Source organism: Moritella sp. 5, assembly GCF_018219455.1.
Classification (GTDB): Bacteria; Pseudomonadota; Gammaproteobacteria; order Enterobacterales; family Moritellaceae; genus Moritella.
Genome location: NZ_CP056122.1, coordinates 2,834,651 through 2,854,163, shown reverse-complemented (window position 1 = coordinate 2,854,163; position 19,513 = coordinate 2,834,651). Strand labels below are relative to the sequence as shown.

15 protein-coding genes are annotated in these 19,513 nt (G+C 39.2%); 8 read left to right on the top strand and 7 right to left on the bottom strand.

Translation table 11 applies throughout. The annotated features are described in order from the left end of the window. Positions 1-310 precede the first annotated feature (310 nt). Positions 311-616, top strand: coding sequence for a hypothetical protein (locus HWV01_RS12725; RefSeq protein WP_211671907.1), 306 nt, complete (start codon positions 311-313; stop codon positions 614-616). Here the strand turns inward: HWV01_RS12725 and HWV01_RS12720 are convergent. Both HWV01_RS12720 and punR read right to left on the bottom strand, forming a co-directional pair. Beyond that, positions 609-3,710, bottom strand: coding sequence for a DUF748 domain-containing protein (locus HWV01_RS12720; RefSeq protein WP_211671906.1), 3,102 nt, complete (start codon positions 3,708-3,710; stop codon positions 609-611). The two genes, HWV01_RS12725 and HWV01_RS12720, sit on opposite strands and share 8 nt — an antisense overlap. Positions 3,711-3,782: 72 nt before the next feature. Beyond that, on the bottom strand, positions 3,783-4,685 hold the full coding sequence (punR, locus tag HWV01_RS12715; RefSeq protein WP_211671905.1) for a DNA-binding transcriptional activator PunR: 903 nt from the start codon (positions 4,683-4,685) through the stop codon (positions 3,783-3,785). 104 nt (positions 4,686-4,789) lie between these two features. Between punR and punC the strand changes: the two genes are divergently transcribed. Beyond that, positions 4,790-6,022 carry a purine nucleoside transporter PunC gene (gene punC / locus HWV01_RS12710; RefSeq protein WP_211671904.1) on the top strand — a complete coding sequence of 411 codons (1,233 nt, stop codon included), beginning with the start codon at positions 4,790-4,792 and terminating at the stop codon, positions 6,020-6,022. Between the two features lie 127 nt (positions 6,023-6,149). On the opposite strand, the gene ansA is transcribed toward punC, so the two are convergent. Next, on the bottom strand, positions 6,150-7,160 hold the full coding sequence (ansA, locus tag HWV01_RS12705; protein WP_211671903.1) for an asparaginase: 1,011 nt from the start codon (positions 7,158-7,160) through the stop codon (positions 6,150-6,152). A gap of 190 nt (positions 7,161-7,350) precedes the next feature. After that, positions 7,351-9,213: a signal peptide peptidase SppA gene (sppA, locus tag HWV01_RS12700; protein ID WP_211671902.1), complete on the bottom strand. Its 1,863-nt coding sequence runs from the start codon at positions 9,211-9,213 to the stop codon at positions 7,351-7,353. A 343-nt stretch (positions 9,214-9,556) separates the two neighbouring features. Between sppA and HWV01_RS12695 the strand changes: the two genes are divergently transcribed. The 6 genes from HWV01_RS12695 (at position 9,557) to HWV01_RS12670 (ending at position 15,855) form a co-directional block, all read left to right on the top strand. Continuing rightward, on the top strand, positions 9,557-11,587 hold the full coding sequence (locus HWV01_RS12695) for an NADPH-dependent 2,4-dienoyl-CoA reductase (protein WP_211671901.1): 2,031 nt from the start codon (positions 9,557-9,559) through the stop codon (positions 11,585-11,587). 172 nt (positions 11,588-11,759) lie between these two features. Next, positions 11,760-12,314: an NAD(P)H nitroreductase gene (locus tag HWV01_RS12690; protein WP_211671900.1), complete on the top strand. Its 555-nt coding sequence runs from the start codon at positions 11,760-11,762 to the stop codon at positions 12,312-12,314. 48 nt (positions 12,315-12,362) lie between these two features. Further along, a complete protein-coding gene (locus tag HWV01_RS12685; RefSeq protein WP_211671899.1) occupies positions 12,363-12,896 on the top strand; it encodes a lecithin retinol acyltransferase family protein in 534 nt (177 codons plus the stop codon). A gap of 137 nt (positions 12,897-13,033) precedes the next feature. Further along, positions 13,034-13,330 (top strand): polyhydroxyalkanoic acid system family protein, encoded by a 297-nt coding sequence (locus HWV01_RS12680; protein WP_211671898.1) that lies wholly within the window; start codon positions 13,034-13,036, stop codon positions 13,328-13,330. A 22-nt stretch (positions 13,331-13,352) separates the two neighbouring features. Next, on the top strand, positions 13,353-14,747 hold the full coding sequence (locus HWV01_RS12675; RefSeq protein WP_211671897.1) for a wax ester/triacylglycerol synthase domain-containing protein: 1,395 nt from the start codon (positions 13,353-13,355) through the stop codon (positions 14,745-14,747). A 196-nt stretch (positions 14,748-14,943) separates the two neighbouring features. After that, positions 14,944-15,855: an alpha/beta hydrolase gene (locus HWV01_RS12670; protein WP_211671896.1), complete on the top strand. Its 912-nt coding sequence runs from the start codon at positions 14,944-14,946 to the stop codon at positions 15,853-15,855. Positions 15,856-16,084: 229 nt separating this feature from the next. Here the strand turns inward: HWV01_RS12670 and asnS are convergent, their stop codons facing one another. From asnS to bioA, 3 genes are all read right to left on the bottom strand, one after another. Further along, positions 16,085-17,485 carry an asparagine--tRNA ligase gene (gene asnS / locus HWV01_RS12665; protein ID WP_045112504.1) on the bottom strand — a complete coding sequence of 467 codons (1,401 nt, stop codon included), beginning with the start codon at positions 17,483-17,485 and terminating at the stop codon, positions 16,085-16,087. 168 nt (positions 17,486-17,653) lie between these two features. Then, positions 17,654-18,016, bottom strand: coding sequence for a hypothetical protein (locus HWV01_RS12660; protein ID WP_211671895.1), 363 nt, complete (start codon positions 18,014-18,016; stop codon positions 17,654-17,656). Between the two features lie 180 nt (positions 18,017-18,196). Further along, positions 18,197-19,495: an adenosylmethionine--8-amino-7-oxononanoate transaminase gene (gene bioA / locus HWV01_RS12655; protein ID WP_211671894.1), complete on the bottom strand. Its 1,299-nt coding sequence runs from the start codon at positions 19,493-19,495 to the stop codon at positions 18,197-18,199. Between the last annotated feature and the right edge of the window lie 18 nt (positions 19,496-19,513).

The following is a 19,513-nucleotide window of genomic DNA, read 5'->3' as shown; positions in this document are numbered from 1 at the left end:
CTCCAATTGCAAATCACAGGAATATTAATCAGTAGATGCATACAGCCTCGTATCCTAATTAGCTCAAACTAATGTAAGCATAAGTGATGATCTTTGATTTGTATATTTATCATCTTTGACGAAAAACACTGTCCTTTAGGGCGGTGATGTAAGTCATTGTTGCGTAGCAATAAGCACTCTGTGTTGTTATTAATTGGATATTGATGCTTACGTAGCAGGTCTTTGGTCGGTTAATCGCTAATGGAAAATATTTAAAATTTAGCTAAACTTCCGCTATGGTGTTGTTAATTTACAGCAGTAGGAAATGGCTATGATGAGATATAATTCTTTATTGATGCCTGGATTATTTATCTGTTTATTTCTTTTTAATTCAGCTTTGAGTTTGGATGTTAAAGCTGCAAAAGATGTTGGGAGTGAACATTCAGATATTTCACTCTATGACCGACTCGGAGGACTAGTGCCGATGACAGTTGTTGTGAGTGATTTTGTTGATACGGTTATAACCGACGAAAGCCGATATTGTATCTGCAAAATAACATTAGGCTTCACCAGTTGTGATAACACAGCCAATGAAGCCTATTTTCATATAACGCTATTACGTAATAACGTTACTTAACGACAAGCGTCAATGTTGTTTGTGTACTTTCTGATGGGACATTGCTTTGATGGCTTAATAGAAAGACACGGCCAGCGTCAACTTTACTGACATCTAGTAAATGAGTTTTAATCGCTCTAGCTCGCGACTTAGCTAATTTTCTTAGTACTTTATCCGAGATAGCTTGTTGTTTACTTACTTTTGTATATAAACTACGAAGCCAAATTTGTTCTAACTCTGGTTTAGCTAATGCGGGTTGTTGCGCTGTAATTGCGTTGCGTAGCGCATCTGCTTTACCTTTGGTTTCTTGCTCATATAACGCGATAAGTGCATTTCTCATATCACCTGATGCTGGTATATTCGTTGCGTTAATCGTTTCCGAAACATTGGTGTTTGTTAATTGACTTAGTTTCGCATTCACCGCTCGATTTTGAAGCGCTTGTTTGTCCATGTTTACATCATAACTGCCTTTTATGTTCAATTTGATCTCTGGACGTTGTGCTAATGCTTTCGCTAATGTATCTAGCTTAGTTTGCTCTGCTTTGGCAAGTATTGCTGAGCCATTAGCAAAACTGACTTTATCTAAATCGTCGGTTGTATCAACAAGACTTGCCAATAACGTAAATGGTGAGGTAACCGCTTTAAGAATAATGTTGCTTAATGATTTTAGTACAATTTCACCAACATTAAAACTTGGGTCGTTAATATCACCAGATACATTTACTCCTAAATCAATCGCACCATTACTGTCTTTTAGTAGAGGAATAGCTAAGGTGATCGGTAGTATTGTTCCTGCGTCACTGTCTTTGGTATCGTTCATATCCAGTTGGTCAATAAAGATATGGTTACTGCCCTCTAAATGATTCTTATCTAGTTTGTATTTTAGGGCTAGAGATAACTGACCTTCATCAATATCTAAACCAGCATATGTACCCGAGTAGGGAGTCATTGAGGGCAACTCGAAATTATCGAACACGAATTCCACATCAACGAAAGGTTCTGGAGTTAATGGATTAATCACACCTCTTAAGGTCATAGGGGCGTATTTATTGACAATAGCTTTAATATCAATTTCTGCATTTTTGGTTGTTGTAGATGAGAGCTTACCAACATGGCCTTCTATATTTTCGATGACAGCTTCAAAGCTAGGTTTAAGCACGTTATCGATATAGTCAACTTTACCTTGTGCGAGTGTGATCTTGTTAATTTCAATCAGCATTGCATCTTCTGCCGTTTGAGCTTTTTGAGTCTCTGAGTTGACTTGGGGCTTAACTTGTTCAACTGCCGCATCTTTTGTCTCGTCTTTGGTTTTGACAACAAGATCTGACACATTAGAGCTTTTATCTGCTGCGACAATCATCTGAGCATATGGCTGTACAAAAGAAACATGGTCGATAAGTAAACTGTTTGCTTCTTTATCAAATTTAAGACTATTGATATTGAAGTCTTGCCACTTGATGAGTGTTTTATTTAATTTATTGTCATTAATTACTAGTGCTTCCAGTTTTATTGAACCATCAAATCGAGCTGCACCTTTGGCATTCGCATAAAGGTTACCTTGCGTTGTGAATTCACCACTTTGGATTGTGATGTTCACGTAAGGTTTAAGATAAGGTTGAAATTGTGCGAGGTTCAATTTATCTAAATTGATAGTAGCATCAAGCGATTGTTCTTTTACATCTGCGCTACCTTGAGAAGCGAAGGTGCCTTTATCATTAATCGTGAAGCCTAAGTCATATTCAATGGGAGTATCAAGACGGCTGGTCAATGATTTGGTACTGACGTTAATTGGGAATACACGCCATGCAGTTGCATTCGTCATCATAGATTCAATGACATTGATATCGTAGTTGGTTAAATTAAATTCGCCAAGGGTGAGGAGCCATTCTTGTGTTTCTGGATTTTCAGTTGCTTGAGTCTCATTGCTTTCAGGTTGCGTTGCCTGCGATTCCGATTTAGCTGTTATTTTGGTATCTGATGATGTGCTAGTTGGTTCTGTATGTTTTGGTGTAAAAGCGTTTGCTAGGTTAACAACACCGTCCTTGTTTACAACTGCATTAACTTTTAATCCATCGGTACTGATATTATCTAAACCAATTTGTTGTTGTAATAAGTCAACTTTGATGCCTGCAACTGTGAGTAACGGTAGGTTGACTAGTTCTTTTTCTGGGTCAGTGAATACCAGTGTACGTAATGAAAATTGACCGGCATTAGTGATCAACTGCGGAGATTCATCACCACTAATGAATTGATAGTCAGTTGTAAAGTCAATAACGCCTGACGCGAGTTTAGCCGTTAATTGTTCTGCTATGAATGGCCAGAATGTCACTAATTTTATGTGCTTAAGGGCCAAGTTACCTTGCGCTTCCAATGGCGTTAACTGGAATCGACCTACCGTGGTCACTGCGCTATTGTCGGCGCCTTCAATGCTCAAATCATAACTGTTGTAAGTTGAGGATGGCGCGTTACTGCGTTTTTTACTATTCAACATTGCCAGACTATTAAATTTGGTCAGTACAATATTGATTGCTGGGTAGTCGAGTTCAGCACCTGTAGGGAGGTCTTTAAAATTAAATTTGGTGTTGGTGATGCTGATATTAGCGATTTGAATATGTGGTAACTCATTGCTTTCACTTGTGTCTTCGCTAACGGGTGCTGGTGTTTCTGTTTCTGAGTGCAACGATTGTGCCGAAATGTGCGCTGGAATATCAGAGAAGTTAAATTGACTCTCATCTAATTTTTCAATATTAGCAAAGGCTTGGTCAATTTCGATAGTCTCAATATTGATACTGCCATTGAATAAACTTTTCCATAAGTTAATTTGCAATGTGAGTCGACCAATGCCTGTAAAATCTTGCTGATCTTGGGTTTGAATTTCAAACCCTTTGATCTCAAATTTGAGGGTTAAAGGGTTAATACTGACATCTTGCAGTTGTACTGGGCGGCCAAGTAACGCACTGATTTTTTCTGGTGCGATATTTTTAGCGAGGTAGGGGGCGAGTAAGCCTAACAGCAAGGCATATATTAGGTAGATAACCAGCGTATAACTTAATATACGTTGATAACGTGGCGCACGTGAGAATCGTTGACGAAAATTTGAAAATGTAGCAGCCATTAGTGATGTAAATCCTTTTAAATACAATCAATAGAACTAATTATAGAATATCAATGGCTAGCATAACAGTTATTATTCTAACCATTGCTGATGTAACTGGTCACTATCCCCTAAATAATCAAGTAACCATTGAACTGCAGGGCTCATTCGTTTGGTATTCCAAGCAAGACAGCAGTCACTGACAGGTAAACTTGTGATGAGTTCTTTCTCTATTAACTCTCCAGTAATTAACAGTTTATTTGCCATATGTGCAGGCATGATAGCAATACCTAAGCCGCCTTTGAGTAATTGGGTTGCGCTATGCCAGTTTGGTACTACAAGACGACGTTGATTATCAAGTAACCAGGTGGTACGTTTCGGTAGTTTACGTGCCGTATCTTCTAAACAAATGACGGGGTATTTAGCGAGTTCTTCGTTACTGATTGCCTGCTCTGCATTGGCGAGAGGGTGGGTAGGACTAATGACAAATGTCCATTTTAGTTCACCCATTCCGCGATAATCAAAGCCGCCACTCACCGGGATTGATGCGGTTGCACCAATAGCTATATCGGCGCGTGAATCAACTAAGGCATCCCAAACACCGTTATATACTTCCATTGTAAGTAACAGTTCTACATCCGGAAATGCGTTGTAGAAGTCTCCAACCATAGTGTTAATACGGCCTTCATGTACCACGTTGTCTAAAGCTAGGGACACACTTTGGTTCCAACCGTTAGCGACGCGCTGGGTTTGAAACTTCATATGTGCCATTTGCTTGAGCAATTTACGAGATTCAATCACAAAATATTCACCCGCGGGTGTGAGTTGTACTTTACGGTGTAGGCGGATAAATAATTTGACCGCTAACCGTTCTTCAATATTACGTACCGTGTAGCTAATCGCACTTGGTACTTTACATAATTCATCAGCCGCCGAGGTGAAACTTCCGCGTCTGGCAACTGCGTCGATAACTTGCAGATCTTGTTGGGAAAACATACACATCAATTTTTTTGAAAGCAATAGTGAAATATTAGCGTTTCTCAAACATAATCTCCAGTATTAAACTAGTAACATCATCATTAGTCTATGTAGTTTAAGTAATGAACAATATTGAAAATAACACTAAAAATAAAATCCCAATGAGCACGATGATCTGGTTTTCTGGATTAAGTATGTTGGGTTTCCTCGCTACGGATATGTATTTACCGGCATTCGAAACTATTCGTCACGAATTTGGTACATCTCAGACATTAATTAGTTTGTCGCTCAGTATTTTTTTATTGGGTATGGCACTTGGTCAATTAGTTTATGGTCCACTGTCTGATCGTGTTGGCCGTAAAAAGATGCTGTTTGTTGGCATGGCTATCTTTGTTATATCAACTGCTGTTATCTCACTATCTAACAGTATTGAGTTATTTCTTCTTGCACGTTTTGGTCAAGCATTAGGGGCATGTTGCGGCACTGTTATTTGGCAGGCTGTTGTTATTGACCGTTATCAAGGTAAAGCGTCAGAACGTGTCTTTGCGACGATAATGCCATTGGTTGCGCTGTCTCCCGCGTTAGCACCTTTACTTGGCGCAGCTTTAGAAGTGTTTTTTGGCTGGCGTAGTATTTTTGTTGTGCTTGTGGTGATTGGTTTAGCGTTGGCATTTGCAACAAGTAGTGAAAAAGAAAGTGCACCTTTAGATAAAAAACAAGAAAAATTGTCATCGCAATTGGCGCGTGATTATAAGCAAATTGTAAAATCAAAAATATTCATGGGTAATATGTTGATGTTTGCGGCGTGTTCCGCTGCATTCTTCGCGTATTTAACTGGTTCACCATTCATTATGACTGCTATGGGCTATTCGGGTTCGGATATTGGTCTAAGTTATCTACCTCAGACAGCAGCTTTTCTTGTTGGTGGCTATGGTTGTCGTAGCCTGTTAACACGCTTTAGTGCGAAACAATTATTGCCTTGGTTAATGACTTTGTTTATCACAACGGTTGTGACTATGTTTGTGATTGCGTTTGTAACATCACCAGCGACTATTTGGCCTATTTTGATCCCATTCTGTTTCTTAGCGGTTGCTAATGGTGCTATTTACCCATTGGTGATTAATGCTGCTCTCGCTGACTTTAAGAACTGTAGTGCAACTGCTGCGGGATTACTTAACTTTTTACAGACTATGTTTTGTTTCTTAGCGAGCAGTGTGGTATCTGCATTTTCTGAAGATGGTCTTTATACAGTGACTGCTGTGATGTTGTTCCAAGGTTTGCTTATTGTGGTTGGTTATGTATTAGCTAAACATAAAACAACGAATATATCAGCAAGTGATGCTGTAGTGGTTTAATTTATTACAAGCTAAAATTTGAATAAAAAAACGGGAAAGACAGCAATTGTCTTTCCCGTTTTTTTATTGATAATATTTATTTAATCGTATGCTAGCGCAGTTTACTAGAGACTCTACTAGTGATAGTTTAGTGGGTTAATTCACCACGAATGTTTTGTTGCATTAGTACTTTAATTTCTTCACTTGATAGCTTTTTACTGATGAGATAATGCAACTTAGTTAATGCAGCTTCGGTCGTCATATCATAACCCGAGATAACACCAACTTGCGCCAGAGCATCGCCTGTCGCATAACCGCCCATGTTAACTTTACCTTTAATGCATTGGGTAAGATTCACCACAACGATACCACGCTGGTTAGCGGCTTCAAGCGCATTCAAAAGTGCTTCACTTTGCGGAGCATTACCTACGCCATAACTTAGCAAGATTAACGCTTTAACTGGTTGTAGCAGAATATTAAAGATAACTTCTGTTGAAATTCCAGGGTAAAGTGTCACGATCGCAATAGGCTGTGGTGTAATGTTACTAACGGTAAGTGTTTTTTCAGTAATAGGTTTTACATCACCGAGCATTATTTCAATGTTAATACCCACTTTTAATAGCGTTTCGCAGTTTGGTGTCGCAAACGCGCTAAAGCCATCTGCATGGACTTTTGTGGTTCTGTTGCCACGTAATAATTGGTTATTAAAGAATAAACAGACTTCATGAACAGGGTAGTTCGCTGCTAGGTAAAGCGAGTTCAGTAAGTTGCTTTGGCCATCTGAACGGATCTCAGCCAGTGGGATCTGTGAACCTGTAACAATAACCGGTTTGCCAAGATCTTCTAACATAAATGATAATGCTGATGCTGTGTACGCCATGGTATCAGTACCATGTAAGATCACAAAGCCATCGTAGTCGTCATAATTGCTTTGGATATCTTCTGCGATCTGCTGCCAATCAGAAGGTGACATGTTAGAGGAGTCGATTAACGGCGAATACTCGTGAAGGGTGAAATCAGGCATTTCTTCGCGGTGGAATTCAGGTAGACGTGCTAAGCAATCCGTCATGAATCCTTCCATCGGTACATAACCGTGTTCTGAATGTTGCATACCGATCGTGCCACCAGTATATGCGATGTAGATTGATTTCTTAGCCATTAATAAATTCCCTGTGCGTTTTTAAAGAGGATTATAGTGCTGAAATTAATTAATGGAATAGCTTGATACTAGATTGCTTAATAAAGCTGCAATTTAATAGGGTAATTAAGGTATAAATTTGAATTGAGCGATAAATGGATTCGTTTACCGCTCAATTCAATGACTCACTGGGTTCAGTTAATCTAGAGGGTTATTTAATTTCGCACACTAAACATTCCACATATAGTCCTTGTGGATCTGAGTAGTTAGTGAGCTGTCCGGCTTGTAGGCTCATCGTTGCTAACCAAGTAGCGATACGACCATTAGGACTAATGTTGAGTTCTGTTAATACTTGCTTTGCAACAGATTGAGTGAACATAGACAGTAATCTATCGCGCTCACTACGGGGTGTTTGAATTAAAATTAATGAATCACTCGATACACCCGCTTTTTTAGCGGCAGACGCAATTGCATCATCAAGGCTGCCAAGGTTATCAATAAGACCAAGATTAAGCGCATCGCTACCAGTCCAAACACGACCTTGAGCAACCTTATCAACTTCTTCTGTTGTCATATCGCGACCTTCAGCAACGACAGTTAAGAAGTTGCTATAGCCATTTTCAACCGTCATTTGGATAATTTTAGCCATGTGCTCAGGTAGTTCTCGATTTACAGACAGTCCTGTGTAATCGGTTGTCCCGACACCATCACTGTAAATGCCCATTTTAGCGAGTAATTTTTCAGTTGTCGCAAATAGACCAAAGATACCAATTGAACCGGTGATAGTGGTTGGTTTAGCCCAAATTTCATCAGCTGCAGAGGCTATCCAATAACCACCAGATGCGGCGACGCTGCCCATCGAAACAATAACGGGTTTACCCGATTCTTTTACTTCTAATAATGCGGTTCGGATTTGTTCTGACGCAAATGCACTACCGCCTGGACTGTCGATTCGTAGAACTAAGGCTTTAATTTGTTCATCGTCTTTCGCTTGTAGTAACAGCTTAGTTAGCGATTTTCCGCCAATCGCACCAGAAGGTTGAGTACCATCTAAGATCTGGCCATTAGCAAAAATGATACCGACACCAGGTTTACTCGCAAAACCTTGTTCTTCAAACTGTGTCGGAAGAAGTTTAAGGTAATCTAAAAACTCAACTTTTTCATATTTATCTGATTCACTGTTTAGCTTTTTAGCCAGATAACGAGAAATTTGTTCACGTGTTAATAGTTGGTCTACAAGTTTTTGTTTTAAAGCATATTGCGCAATGTTGCCATTGACTGATTGCAATTGTGCAATAAATATATCTGCTTTAGGCGCTACGTCGTCAGCGTTAATTAAGCGATTATTAGCAACGGTGCTGGTGTAGGTATCCCAAAGTTGATTTAACCAGTTTAATTTGGCTTCTTTACTTTCTGCTGACATGTCACTACGTGTAAAGGGTTCAACAAATGATTTATAAGTGCCTACACGGAACACATGTGATGATAGATTTAGCTTATCAATGGCATCTTTGAAATAAAGACTATAACTACCATAACCTTGTAGTAACACACCACCTGCAGGATTTAACAGAATTTCATCCGCAAATGAAGCAAGGAAGTATTGTTCTTGGCTAAAGTAATCACCGTAAGCGTAAATTGGCTTGTTACTTTTTTTGAATTCAACTAATGCATCCGAAATATCCGTTAATTTCGTTAAACTCGCTGGTTTTAGCTGTGCGAGATCTAAGATTAGTGCGCTAATGGCATTGTCTGTCTTCGCGCTGTTAATGACGCTAACAACGTCTGAAATAGCAATTTCATTAATGACATTTTGAGAATCAACAAGCTCACCAATAACTTGGTCGAATGGATCAACTAATTTTGGTTGATCAACCAAGACTCCGTTTAAGTTGAGAACCAAAGCGGTATTATCTGCGAATGTGACTGGTGCTTCTTTTTGCTGCTGCAAAGCAAGAATAATAATTGCTATAAAAGAAATGAAAAACAGGTTCAAGATTAAATTACGCGTGAATGTAATCGAGCGACCTATTTTAGAAAGAATGAATCCGAGTAGTGAGAATAATTTTCTCATTATTATATTCCTAGTAAACCCAATGGGATTAGACTGTTATGGATGTTATTTTGTATATTAAGCCATAAATCTAGTTTAGATTAAAGCACTTAGAATACGGAGGTGTGACAATACGTAGCGGATCTAGTTCTCATTAATAATAAATAATGACAAATTAAGCTTAGTGTAAACACGACGAAATGTGTTGTTAAGTGTTGAAATTCAACGAAATCATTAATTTATGACTACACTTGTACGCTCTATTAGCTAAAATAGCGTTTGAAATGAACGATTAAATTAATTACTCTAAAATGAAAATAGATAACAATTATATAGCAATTGTGTAACCACTGGGAGTGGAGTTATGTCTGCAAGCAATTATCCGAATATGTTGGCACCGTTAGATCTGGGCTTTACAACATTAAAAAACCGAGTCTTGATGGGTTCGATGCATACTGGCTTAGAAGAAGAAAAAAATGGATTTCAAAAACTGGCTGCTTTTTATGCTGAACGTGCTAAAGGTGGTGTTGGTTTAATTGTGACGGGCGGTATTTCACCAAACCTACGTGGTCGCCTCATGCCACACGGTATGCAACTGTCTTATAAATGGCAAGCGAAGAAACACCAAGTCGTTACACAAGCGGTTCATGATAATGGCAGTAAAATTGCGCTACAAATTCTGCATGCGGGTCGTTATGCTTATCATCCATTTAGTGTGAGCGCGAGTAAAAAGAAAGCCCCGATTAACCCATTTACACCAAGAGCGATGTCAAAACGTTCTATCCGTTGTACTATTTATGATTTTGCCAAAACCGCAGAACTGGCCAAGTTTGCCGGTTATGATGGTGTGGAAGTGATGGGTTCTGAGGGGTACCTTATCAATCAATTTATTTGTCGACGGAGTAATAAGCGTACTGATGAATGGGGTGGTAGTTATCAAAACCGAATGCGTTTTCCTATTGAAATTGTAAAAGCGATTCGTCAGCGTGTCGGTAATGACTTTATTATTATTTTCCGCCTTTCAATGCTTGATCTTGTTGAAGATGGTAGTACGTTCGAAGAAGCGGTTGAGCTTGCGAAAGAACTTGAAAAAGCCGGTGTGACGATTATTAATACGGGTATTGGCTGGCATGAAGCGCGTGTACCAACCATTGTAACCAGTGTACCTCGTGCCGCATTTAGCTGGGTAACAGAGAAAATGAAGGAGCACGTCAATGTTCCTTTAGTGACAACTAACCGTATTAATACACCAGAGGTTGCAGAACAAATTTTAGCTTCTGGGCAAGCGGATATGGTGTCGATGGCGCGCCCAATGTTGGCAGACCCTAACTTTGTAGAGAAAGCCATAGCGGGTAAAGCAGATGAGATCAATACTTGTATCGCCTGTAACCAAGCATGTTTAGACCATGTATTTAAAGCGAAACGTGCATCTTGTTTGGTTAATCCACAAGCTTGTTTTGAAACAGAGCTAAAATTTGAAACTGCCTCAATATCAAAACGAATTGCGGTTGTTGGCGCGGGCCCGGCGGGTTTAGCATTTGCTTGTTATGCTGCTGAGCGTGGTCATAAAATTGATATTTTCGATAGCCGTTCAGAAATTGGTGGTCAGTTCAACTATGCGAAACAGATCCCGGGTAAAGAAGAGTTTTACGAAACACTGCGTTATTATATGAAACAAATTGAAGTACTGGGTATTAACTTATATTTGAATGAGTTAGTGACGGTTAAGACCCTGCAAGGTAAAGGGTATGATGATGTCGTTGTGGCTACGGGTATCAAACCAAGAACACCAGCCATTCCTGGTATTAAACATGAAAAAGTATTAAGTTACATTGAAGTGTTACGTGATCATAAGCCGGTTGGTAAACGTGTTGCTGTTATTGGTGCAGGTGGTATTGGCTTTGATGTTTCAGAGTTCCTTGTTGAGGAAGAAGGCGCTTCACCATCGACTAATACTAAACAGTGGTTAAGCGAGTGGGGCGTAACAGAAGATAGCCAAACTGTCGGTGGTCTAACAGCTGCTAAAAATACTGCGCCAGCGCGTGAAGTATTCTTATTACAACGAAAAGATACTAAAGTTGGTGCTGGCCTAGGTAAAACGAGTGGCTGGGTACACAGAGCAACACTGCAGAAGAAAAATGTAGAAATGATCAAAGGCGCTTCTTATGACCTTATTGATGATCAAGGTTTACATATTACCGTTGATGGTGTGAAAAAAGTATTAGACGTTGATAATGTGATCTTATGTGCTGGACAAGAACCTTTTAGAGAATTGTTTGAGCAACTGCAATCTGAGAAAGTGAAAACACACCTTATTGGTGGCGCATTTGAAGCGGGAGAGCTTGATGCAAAACGTGCAATTCGTCAAGGTGCTGAACTTGCCGCGTCGATTTAACGTTAGTTTCATACCAATATAAGACAATCAAAGTTGCTATTGTAGCGACTGTTATTATTAAAAGAAGCCCATCTATGCATGGGCTTTTTTGATCTTAATAAATTAATCACTTGATATTTTATTGACTACATTGAATACTTTAGATATCACTCATTGTTCAAAGTAGTAAATAATGAACGCAATTGACCTATTAATAAATCGCCATTCTTGTAATCAGCTTTCTGCACCAGCACCTAGTGGTGAGACGTTAGATAATATTATTAATGCTGGGTTACGGGTGCCTGATCACGGTGGGTTAACCCCTTGGCGTTTTATTATCACTGAAGGTGAAGGTTTAAACACGCTGTCTCGCTATTTCAAAGATGCGGCATTTAATCTCGGGAAAGCGGAGAAAGATGTATTAAAGGCGGCAAATGCACCGTTTCGAGCCCCGCAAATTATTACTGTTATTGCTAAAGTTGAAAATCATCCAAAGATCCCAGAGTCGGAGCAGTTAATGTCAGCTGGTTGTGTGGTCATGGCAATGCAAATGGCAGCGCAAGCACAAGGTTTTAATGGTATTTGGCGTACGGGTTGGTTTGCTTATGATAGCCATATAAAACAAAAGCTTGAGCTAGAAGAAAAAGATGAAATTGTTGGTTTTTTATATTTAGGTACTCCCGACGTATCATGCAAAAAAATTCGTCATTTAAACACTGATAATTTTGTTACGCGAATGGATAATTAACGCTATTGAATTTGGAATTAGCACTTAAATAAAAACTGAGGAATTAAGATGACAACACACTATCCGAAAGGACATTTACTCAGTGTACAATTTCCACTTTACCATCATGTTGGTATCTCGGATGGTTGTGGTCATGTTTATGAAAACTCGCGTGCGCGATCTGGGAGAGGCTTGGTTAGCTTGCTTGATTTTTCTGATGATAAAGACATTATCGACCATGGCTTTTTACCTGGGAGTTTACCTGCCAGTGAGATCATTAAAAATGCCAAGCAATTGATTGCAGATAAGAAGCGTTATCATCTGCTGAAAAACAATTGTGAACATTTCGTACATGAGGTTTGCGGTGTTAAAATCACTAGCCCGCAGTTACGTCGAGCCTTAATTTTAATTGCTACCTTGCTAGTTGATCGCTACTCAAGTGGTCGACTACGTTCTGCACTACTGTGGGGTATCGCCTCGCAATTATCGTATTTAAATGAGGCGTCACTGTCCTGGTGGAAGCATGCTATTTTTACGTCAACGGGATTTTGGTTAGTGTTATTAACGAATAGCAATCAAGATATTGAAGATAAAACCCCCTGATTAATACCTATTTATATCTAGTTCCTGTCCTTTAAGCGCTTACTTCTTTAGTAAGCGCTTTCTAGTTATTTTATCTATAATATCGGCCATTAGACTTAACACTCGTCAGGGTTCTAACTTAGCGAGTAAGGTGAATTGTGGGTAACATTGAAATCATTCGCGGTCATAGTTTGCCACATCAGCAAATTATCTGTATCGCAGACAAAGTTATGCTTGATATAGCAGAAGAGTATGACCTTAAACTTAAGTGGCAAGGTGATAAACTTCATATTAAACATGCACATACCAGAGGGTATTTACATGCTGATTCCGAACGTATCAAAATTAAATTAAAATTGGGAATACTGTTATTTCCTGTTAGTTTTGTTTTAAAACAAAGCATTGAAGAAACGCTTGATGAACTGCTGCCAAGTGCTGCGTGCTCAGATAAATAAAGTATGATTAAGGCTTGATATTATGGAACAATTATCACTGGTTGAAACCTCATTTTTATTAAGTGAGAGTACAGCAAGTCCTAAGCATTTTTCAGGACTGCAAATATTTGAACCACCAAAGGACTATGAAGGTAATTTCGCGCGCGATCTTTTTCAAAAATTGATTATGGATCCGGCTGTTGCGACCCCGTTTAACTTTAAGCTTAAAAAAAGCATTGGTGGCTTGTATTATTGGGTTCATGATAGCCAATTTGATTTTAATTATCATATCCGCATGTCAATGTTACCGGGTGATGGTTCTGATGAACAATTACGTGATCTAGTAGAACGTTTACATTCACATCTAATCGATCGTTCGCGACCGTTATGGGAGGTTTATCTTATTGAAGGCCTGTCAGACGATCGCTTTGCTATCTTCACCAAAATCCATTATGCAATGGCTGATGGTAAAATGGCAAATAGTTGGCTGTCTGGGTATTTACAAAGTGATCAATCAGTAAATGACTACCGTCCATTTTGGCAGATCCCATCTTTCCGTCCTGGTTATAAAGAATCTGCGGGTGTGATTGAAAGTACGTTATCAGCTTATGTGAGCGGACTAAAGCAGCTGAAATCAATCCCAGGCCTTGTCAAACTAGGTACACGTATGGGACTAAAATTTCTACACTTACGTGACAAAGGACCTGCATTACCATTTTGTGCACCAAGGACACCATTTTCTGTCCCTGCGACGCGATCTCGTATTGTTTCTTTTGGTCGCTTACCTTTTGAAAAAATGCGTTCAATTAGTAAGATAACAGGGGTTACGTTGAATGACGTGATCTTATGCTGTGTTGATATCGGTCTTAACCGTTATTTAAAAGAAAAGGGTATCTTATTACGCAAGCCGTTAGTTGCTCAGGTTCCAGTTCGTATTGGTAATGGGCGTAGAAATGCATTAACAGGCGTTGAATTGGGTAATATTGATGCTGATGCATTAGATCATTTAGAAACCATTTTTAAACGTACGAGCAGTGTGAAAGAAGATTTATTCAGTTTACCTGCTGAATCTGTGGTTAATTTCTCATTACTGATTCAAGCAACAGCGTCTATTTCTGAATGGTTGGGTATATCAAAGTTCTTACCTCCTCTAGGTTCAGTGCTTGTATCGAATGTGCGTGGTCAGCAAGAGTTTGCTTATCTAGCTGGCGCTAAATTAACAGAAGTGTACCCTGTGTCAGTACTCTCTGCTGGTACGGCATTAAACATTACGCTATATAGCTATCATGAAAAAGTTTTCTTTGGTCTAGTCGGTTGTAAGAATGAATTACCTGATTTAGATATGCTATCTCGTCATGTTGAAGCTGCCTGTGACATTCTATCCGATGAAATTCTCGACAATGCCAAGCAACAATCAGTGCTAATCTCTTCACGGTAAATATAAAGATGGTGACCAGGTTGCCATCTTTATCTATCCCTTCTGCTTATTTCATGCTACTTTCATAAGTTACATATTTGTTACGTAAAGATGTAACTTATAAAATATAAATTCCATTGTTAGTTCTATGTCTTAGGAAAAGTACCTAATTTGTATTGCTATATTTTTACACGTATATATTTTGTTCGAGGTTATTTTGATTAGTTGGCAAGCTAAGGCGCTGAATTTATTTTTGAAACAAACAGTGAAGCGTTCGATTGAAAATACCAAAGACGTGCATAAATTACGTTTTCAGATGCGAGCATTAGACAAATTTGTATTCGGAACGAGTTCTAAAATTGAACGTTCACAATCAATGCGTGCTGGCACTTTGTGTGATGAGATCAAAGTTAAGTTCTCTACGAGTAAGAAAAAACTATTATATGTACATGGTGGCGCTTTTGTATTTAAAACACCTGCATTACATAATAATTTTATCGCACGTTTAGCTGAGCCATTAGATTTACTTGCCATTGTTCCAGATTACCCACTTGCCCCCGAATTTCCTTTTCCTGCTGGACTCGACAGTTGTTATGCTGTTTACCAGTCATTATTAGATGAAGGTACCTTACCCGAAGACATCGTTGTCGCGGGGGATTCTGCGGGTGGTAATATTGCGCTATCTTTATTGTTACGCGCTAGACGTAATGGTTTACCCATGCCGAGTTGCTGCGTTTTATTATCACCGGTGGCGGATATGACTCAAAGTGGTTTGTCTTCTGTAGAGAATCGCTATAGTGATGCGTTATTTAGTTTGGAAGTCATGTTGCATTGTCGTAATTTATATTTAGAGGGGAATAGTACGGACCTGCATAATGATGAAATTTCCCCTTTATTTGGTGATTTCACTGGATTTCCTCCTTTTATGTTCCATGCTGGAAGTGCAGAGCTAATGCGCGATGATTCAACGCGACTTGCTGACTTTATGCAGACCAAGGGCGTTGATGCTCATTTACAAATATGGCACCAAATGCCGCATGTCTTTCCATTATTTGAACAACTTCCTGAAAGTAAGGCGGCACTAATTCAAATTGTAGACTTTATAAAGAAGCATCTAAATAAATCTTAAGTAGGAGTTGTTTCATAAAGTCTGCAAGCTAAATAATTGAATTATTAAAGAAGGTTGCTCTTTAACGAATGTAACCAAGATTGCGAAAATTAATGTTATATACCCAGCATCTTGAAGTAACTTGGGTATAACAGTCAAAAAAAAGGCTGGTAAGATAAATAATTATCTCACCAGCCTTTTTGTTTTAAGCGGTTAGCTTTCTATTTTAAAAACTAACTGTACACTTAAATTAGAATTCAGCTGTACGTGGTGCACGCGGGAAAGGAATTACGTCACGGATATTTTGCATACCAGTTACATAAGACACTAAGCGTTCGAAACCTAGACCAAAGCCAGAGTGTGGCACTGTACCGAAACGACGTAGGTCGCGGTACCACCAGTAATCTTCTTTGTTTAAGCCCATTTCTTCCATACGCTTATCAAGCATATCTAAACGTTCTTCACGTTGGCTACCGCCGATGATTTCGCCAATACCTGGTGCAAGTACGTCCATTGCCGCAACAGTTTTACCGTCTTCATTCATACGCATGTAGAATGATTTAATATCTTTCGGGTAGTTTTTAACAACAACAGGTGCTTTGAAGTGTTCTTCAGCAAGGTAACGTTCGTGCTCAGAAGACATATCGATACCCCAAGAAACTGGGAATTCGAATTCTTTACCACATTCTTCTAAGATCTTAATTGCGTCAGTGTAATCAATTTGTGCAAAGTCAGAATCTACAAAGCTTTCCAAACGAGTAATCGCTTCTTTGTTGATACGTTGTGCAAAGAACTGCATGTCATCCATACGCTCTTCTAGTACTGCTCTAAAGCAATATTTAAGCATATCTTCAGCTAGTTTTGCAGCATCGTCTAAATCAGCAAATGCAATCTCAGGTTCAACCATCCAGAATTCTGCAAGGTGACGCGTTGTGTTTGAGTTTTCAGCACGGAAAGTTGGACCGAAAGTATAAACTTTACCAATTGCACAAGCATACGTTTCAGCGTTAAGTTGACCAGATACCGTTAGGAAGGTTTCTTTACCAAAGAAGTCTTCTTTGTAATCAACGTCACCTTTATCAGTTAAAGGCAGGTTATTCATATCCAGTGTACTCACACGGAACATTTCACCAGCACCTTCACAATCACTACCAGTGATAAGTGGTGTGCTTAACCAGTTATAACCATTTTCATGGTAAAAGCGGTGAATAGCTTGTGATAAACAGTTACGAACACGCATAACCGCACCCATAACGTTAGTACGACCACGTAGGTGTGCGTGTTCACGAAGGTATTCGATGCTGTGGCGTTTAGCTGACATAGGGTAAGTGTCAGGGTCTTCAACTAAACCAAGTACAATAACTTCTGTTGCTTGGATTTCGAATGCTTGACCTTTACCAGGTGATTCAACCACCACACCCGTAACTTCAACTGAACAACTTGCAGTAAGGTTTAAAACGTCTGCTTCGTAGTTCGGTAAATCTTTACTTACAACTGCTTGGATCGGATCGAAGCACGAACCATCGTAAATAGCTAAGAAAGAAATACCAGCTTTAGAATCACGACGTGTGCGGATCCAGCCTTTCGTTGTTACTGTGCTGCCTACCGGGAATTTACCGGCAAAAATATCTTTAACTGACGTATGCGTCATAGGATTATTGCTCTCCAGCATAAAAGCTCTTGCTGAGCGAATGATGATTATTTAAGTAAGGATATATTACCTTTGCAGTTGTAGGATACAAGTAAAAACAATGAAAAATCATTTTGTTTGCTTATTATTTAGTAAATTAACACGGATAATCGCAAATGGTTGAGGATTCTAATGGTAATTAATTTGTTTTTTCTTTTGTTGCAGTAAACGGACTTGGTTTAAAATGCTGCGATTCAATTTCATGGGGGGATTGCCTGCAGGGCTGATTTCGCGTTTTTTTAACGTTTGTTGTAATTGATCAAAATAACTTGATTCACTAATATTATTATCGAGCATCAAGTTGTAGCGCTCTGATAACCCTTGTGTACCGGTTGCATGCTCAAGTTTATTGATGATGTTATGCTCAAATTGAGCTTCCTGGATATAGCCTTTGATACTGCTAAGGGGCTCAATGATTTTAATATAAATAATATACGAGATAGTGCAAAAGCTAATTAGACTTAAACTGAATATCAATAAATTATTGAGCATAAATGACCCCACAAACTAAGATTAAATTAATGTAACAAACATAATATTCCGTTTGTTACATTAACGAAAATAAAGTACGCAGGTCATAAAACAGACTTGGTACTCATAGTTTAGCAAAGACTATTTTTATTATATTGCAAGTGAAAACAAGAGAAAGCTAAATACATATTGGTTAATATGTTATTCAGCCCAAATGTCAGCATCAAGTACTTGTTTGATCACATGACATAATTTGGTGAGCTCTGAATCTGAAATGATGTAAGGGGGCATAATATACAAGAGTTTCCCAAAAGGCCTGATCCATACACCTAGCTCAACAAATAATACTTGTGCTTTAGCCAGGTCAATCGATGTTGTGGTTTCAATCACGCCAATACTGCCTAATACGCGTGCATCAGCAACATTTTTATGTGTGACGAGCGGGAGTAATGCTTGTTGTAACTGGTCTTCTATTCCTTTAACTTGTCGCTGCCAATCACTTGCCATTAATAAATCGATACTGGCATTTGCCACTGCGCAGGCTAATGGGTTACCCATGAATGTAGGCCCGTGCATTAATACGCCACTTGGCCCATTACTGATTGTTTCTGCAACATGGCGAGTGGTTAATGTTGCTGCTAGTGTCATGTAACCGCCTGTGATGCCTTTACCCAAACACATAATGTCAGGTGTGATGTCAGCATGTTCACAAGCAAATAACTTTCCTGTTCGGCCAAAACCTGTCGCAATTTCATCGGCAATCAATAACACTTCATAACGCTCGCAGAGTAATTTTGCTTGGCGTAAAAACTCGGGATGATAGAACTTCATACCGCCAGCGCCCTGCACGATAGGTTCTAAAATAAGCGCCGCTATGTGTTGATGGTTTTCTACTAATGTTTGCTCTAGATCTTGCATGGCACTCTGCTGCCATTGTTCGTAAAATTTGATGCTTGGTGCGTTAATAAAGTATTGCGGCGCCAAGAAACCAGTAAACAATTCGTGCATGCCATTATCTGGATCACAAACTGACATCGCGCCAAATGTATCCCCGTGATAACCATTACGTATGGTGACAAACTTCTTCTTCGTCGGTTGTTGATGGTGCCAATATTGAATTGCCATTTTCATTGCGACTTCAACACTGACAGATCCTGAATCGGACAAGAACACACATTCGAGACCGTCGGGTGTAATATCGACTAATTTTTGGCATAAATTAATTGCCGGTTCATGAGTGATGCCACCAAACATCACATGTGACATTTTACTTGCTTGTTTTTGCATTGCTTGATTTAGCGCTGGTACGTTATAGCCATGAATTGATGCCCACCAAGAAGACATGCCATCGATTAATCGTGTACCGTCATTTAACGTGAGATAAACCCCTTCAGCACTATCAACATGGTAACAAGGCAGGGGTTTTGTCATCGATGTGTAAGGGTGCCAGATGTGCTGCTGGTCGAACTTCATTAAATTACTGTCTGTTTTTTGAGTCATTGTAAACCTTGATTTTAG

Bases quoted from the DNA above. Each gene is read 5' to 3' on its own strand.
- sppA (WP_211671902.1), bottom strand. From the start codon at position 9,213: ATGAGAAAATTATTCTCACTACTCGGATTCATTCTTTCTAAAATAGGT.
- HWV01_RS12725 (WP_211671907.1), top strand. From the start codon at position 311: ATGATGAGATATAATTCTTTATTGATGCCTGGATTATTTATCTGTTTA.
- HWV01_RS12690 (WP_211671900.1), top strand. From the start codon at position 11,760: ATGAACGCAATTGACCTATTAATAAATCGCCATTCTTGTAATCAGCTT.
- punC (WP_211671904.1), top strand. From the start codon at position 4,790: ATGAACAATATTGAAAATAACACTAAAAATAAAATCCCAATGAGCACG.
- HWV01_RS12675 (WP_211671897.1), top strand. From the start codon at position 13,353: ATGGAACAATTATCACTGGTTGAAACCTCATTTTTATTAAGTGAGAGT.
- HWV01_RS12720 (WP_211671906.1), bottom strand. From the start codon at position 3,710: ATGGCTGCTACATTTTCAAATTTTCGTCAACGATTCTCACGTGCGCCA.
- bioA (WP_211671894.1), bottom strand. From the start codon at position 19,495: ATGACTCAAAAAACAGACAGTAATTTAATGAAGTTCGACCAGCAGCAC.
- asnS (WP_045112504.1), bottom strand. From the start codon at position 17,485: ATGACGCATACGTCAGTTAAAGATATTTTTGCCGGTAAATTCCCGGTA.
- HWV01_RS12695 (WP_211671901.1), top strand. From the start codon at position 9,557: ATGTCTGCAAGCAATTATCCGAATATGTTGGCACCGTTAGATCTGGGC.
- HWV01_RS12685 (WP_211671899.1), top strand. From the start codon at position 12,363: ATGACAACACACTATCCGAAAGGACATTTACTCAGTGTACAATTTCCA.
- HWV01_RS12660 (WP_211671895.1), bottom strand. From the start codon at position 18,016: ATGCTCAATAATTTATTGATATTCAGTTTAAGTCTAATTAGCTTTTGC.
- punR (WP_211671905.1), bottom strand. From the start codon at position 4,685: ATGTTTTCCCAACAAGATCTGCAAGTTATCGACGCAGTTGCCAGACGC.
- ansA (WP_211671903.1), bottom strand. From the start codon at position 7,160: ATGGCTAAGAAATCAATCTACATCGCATATACTGGTGGCACGATCGGT.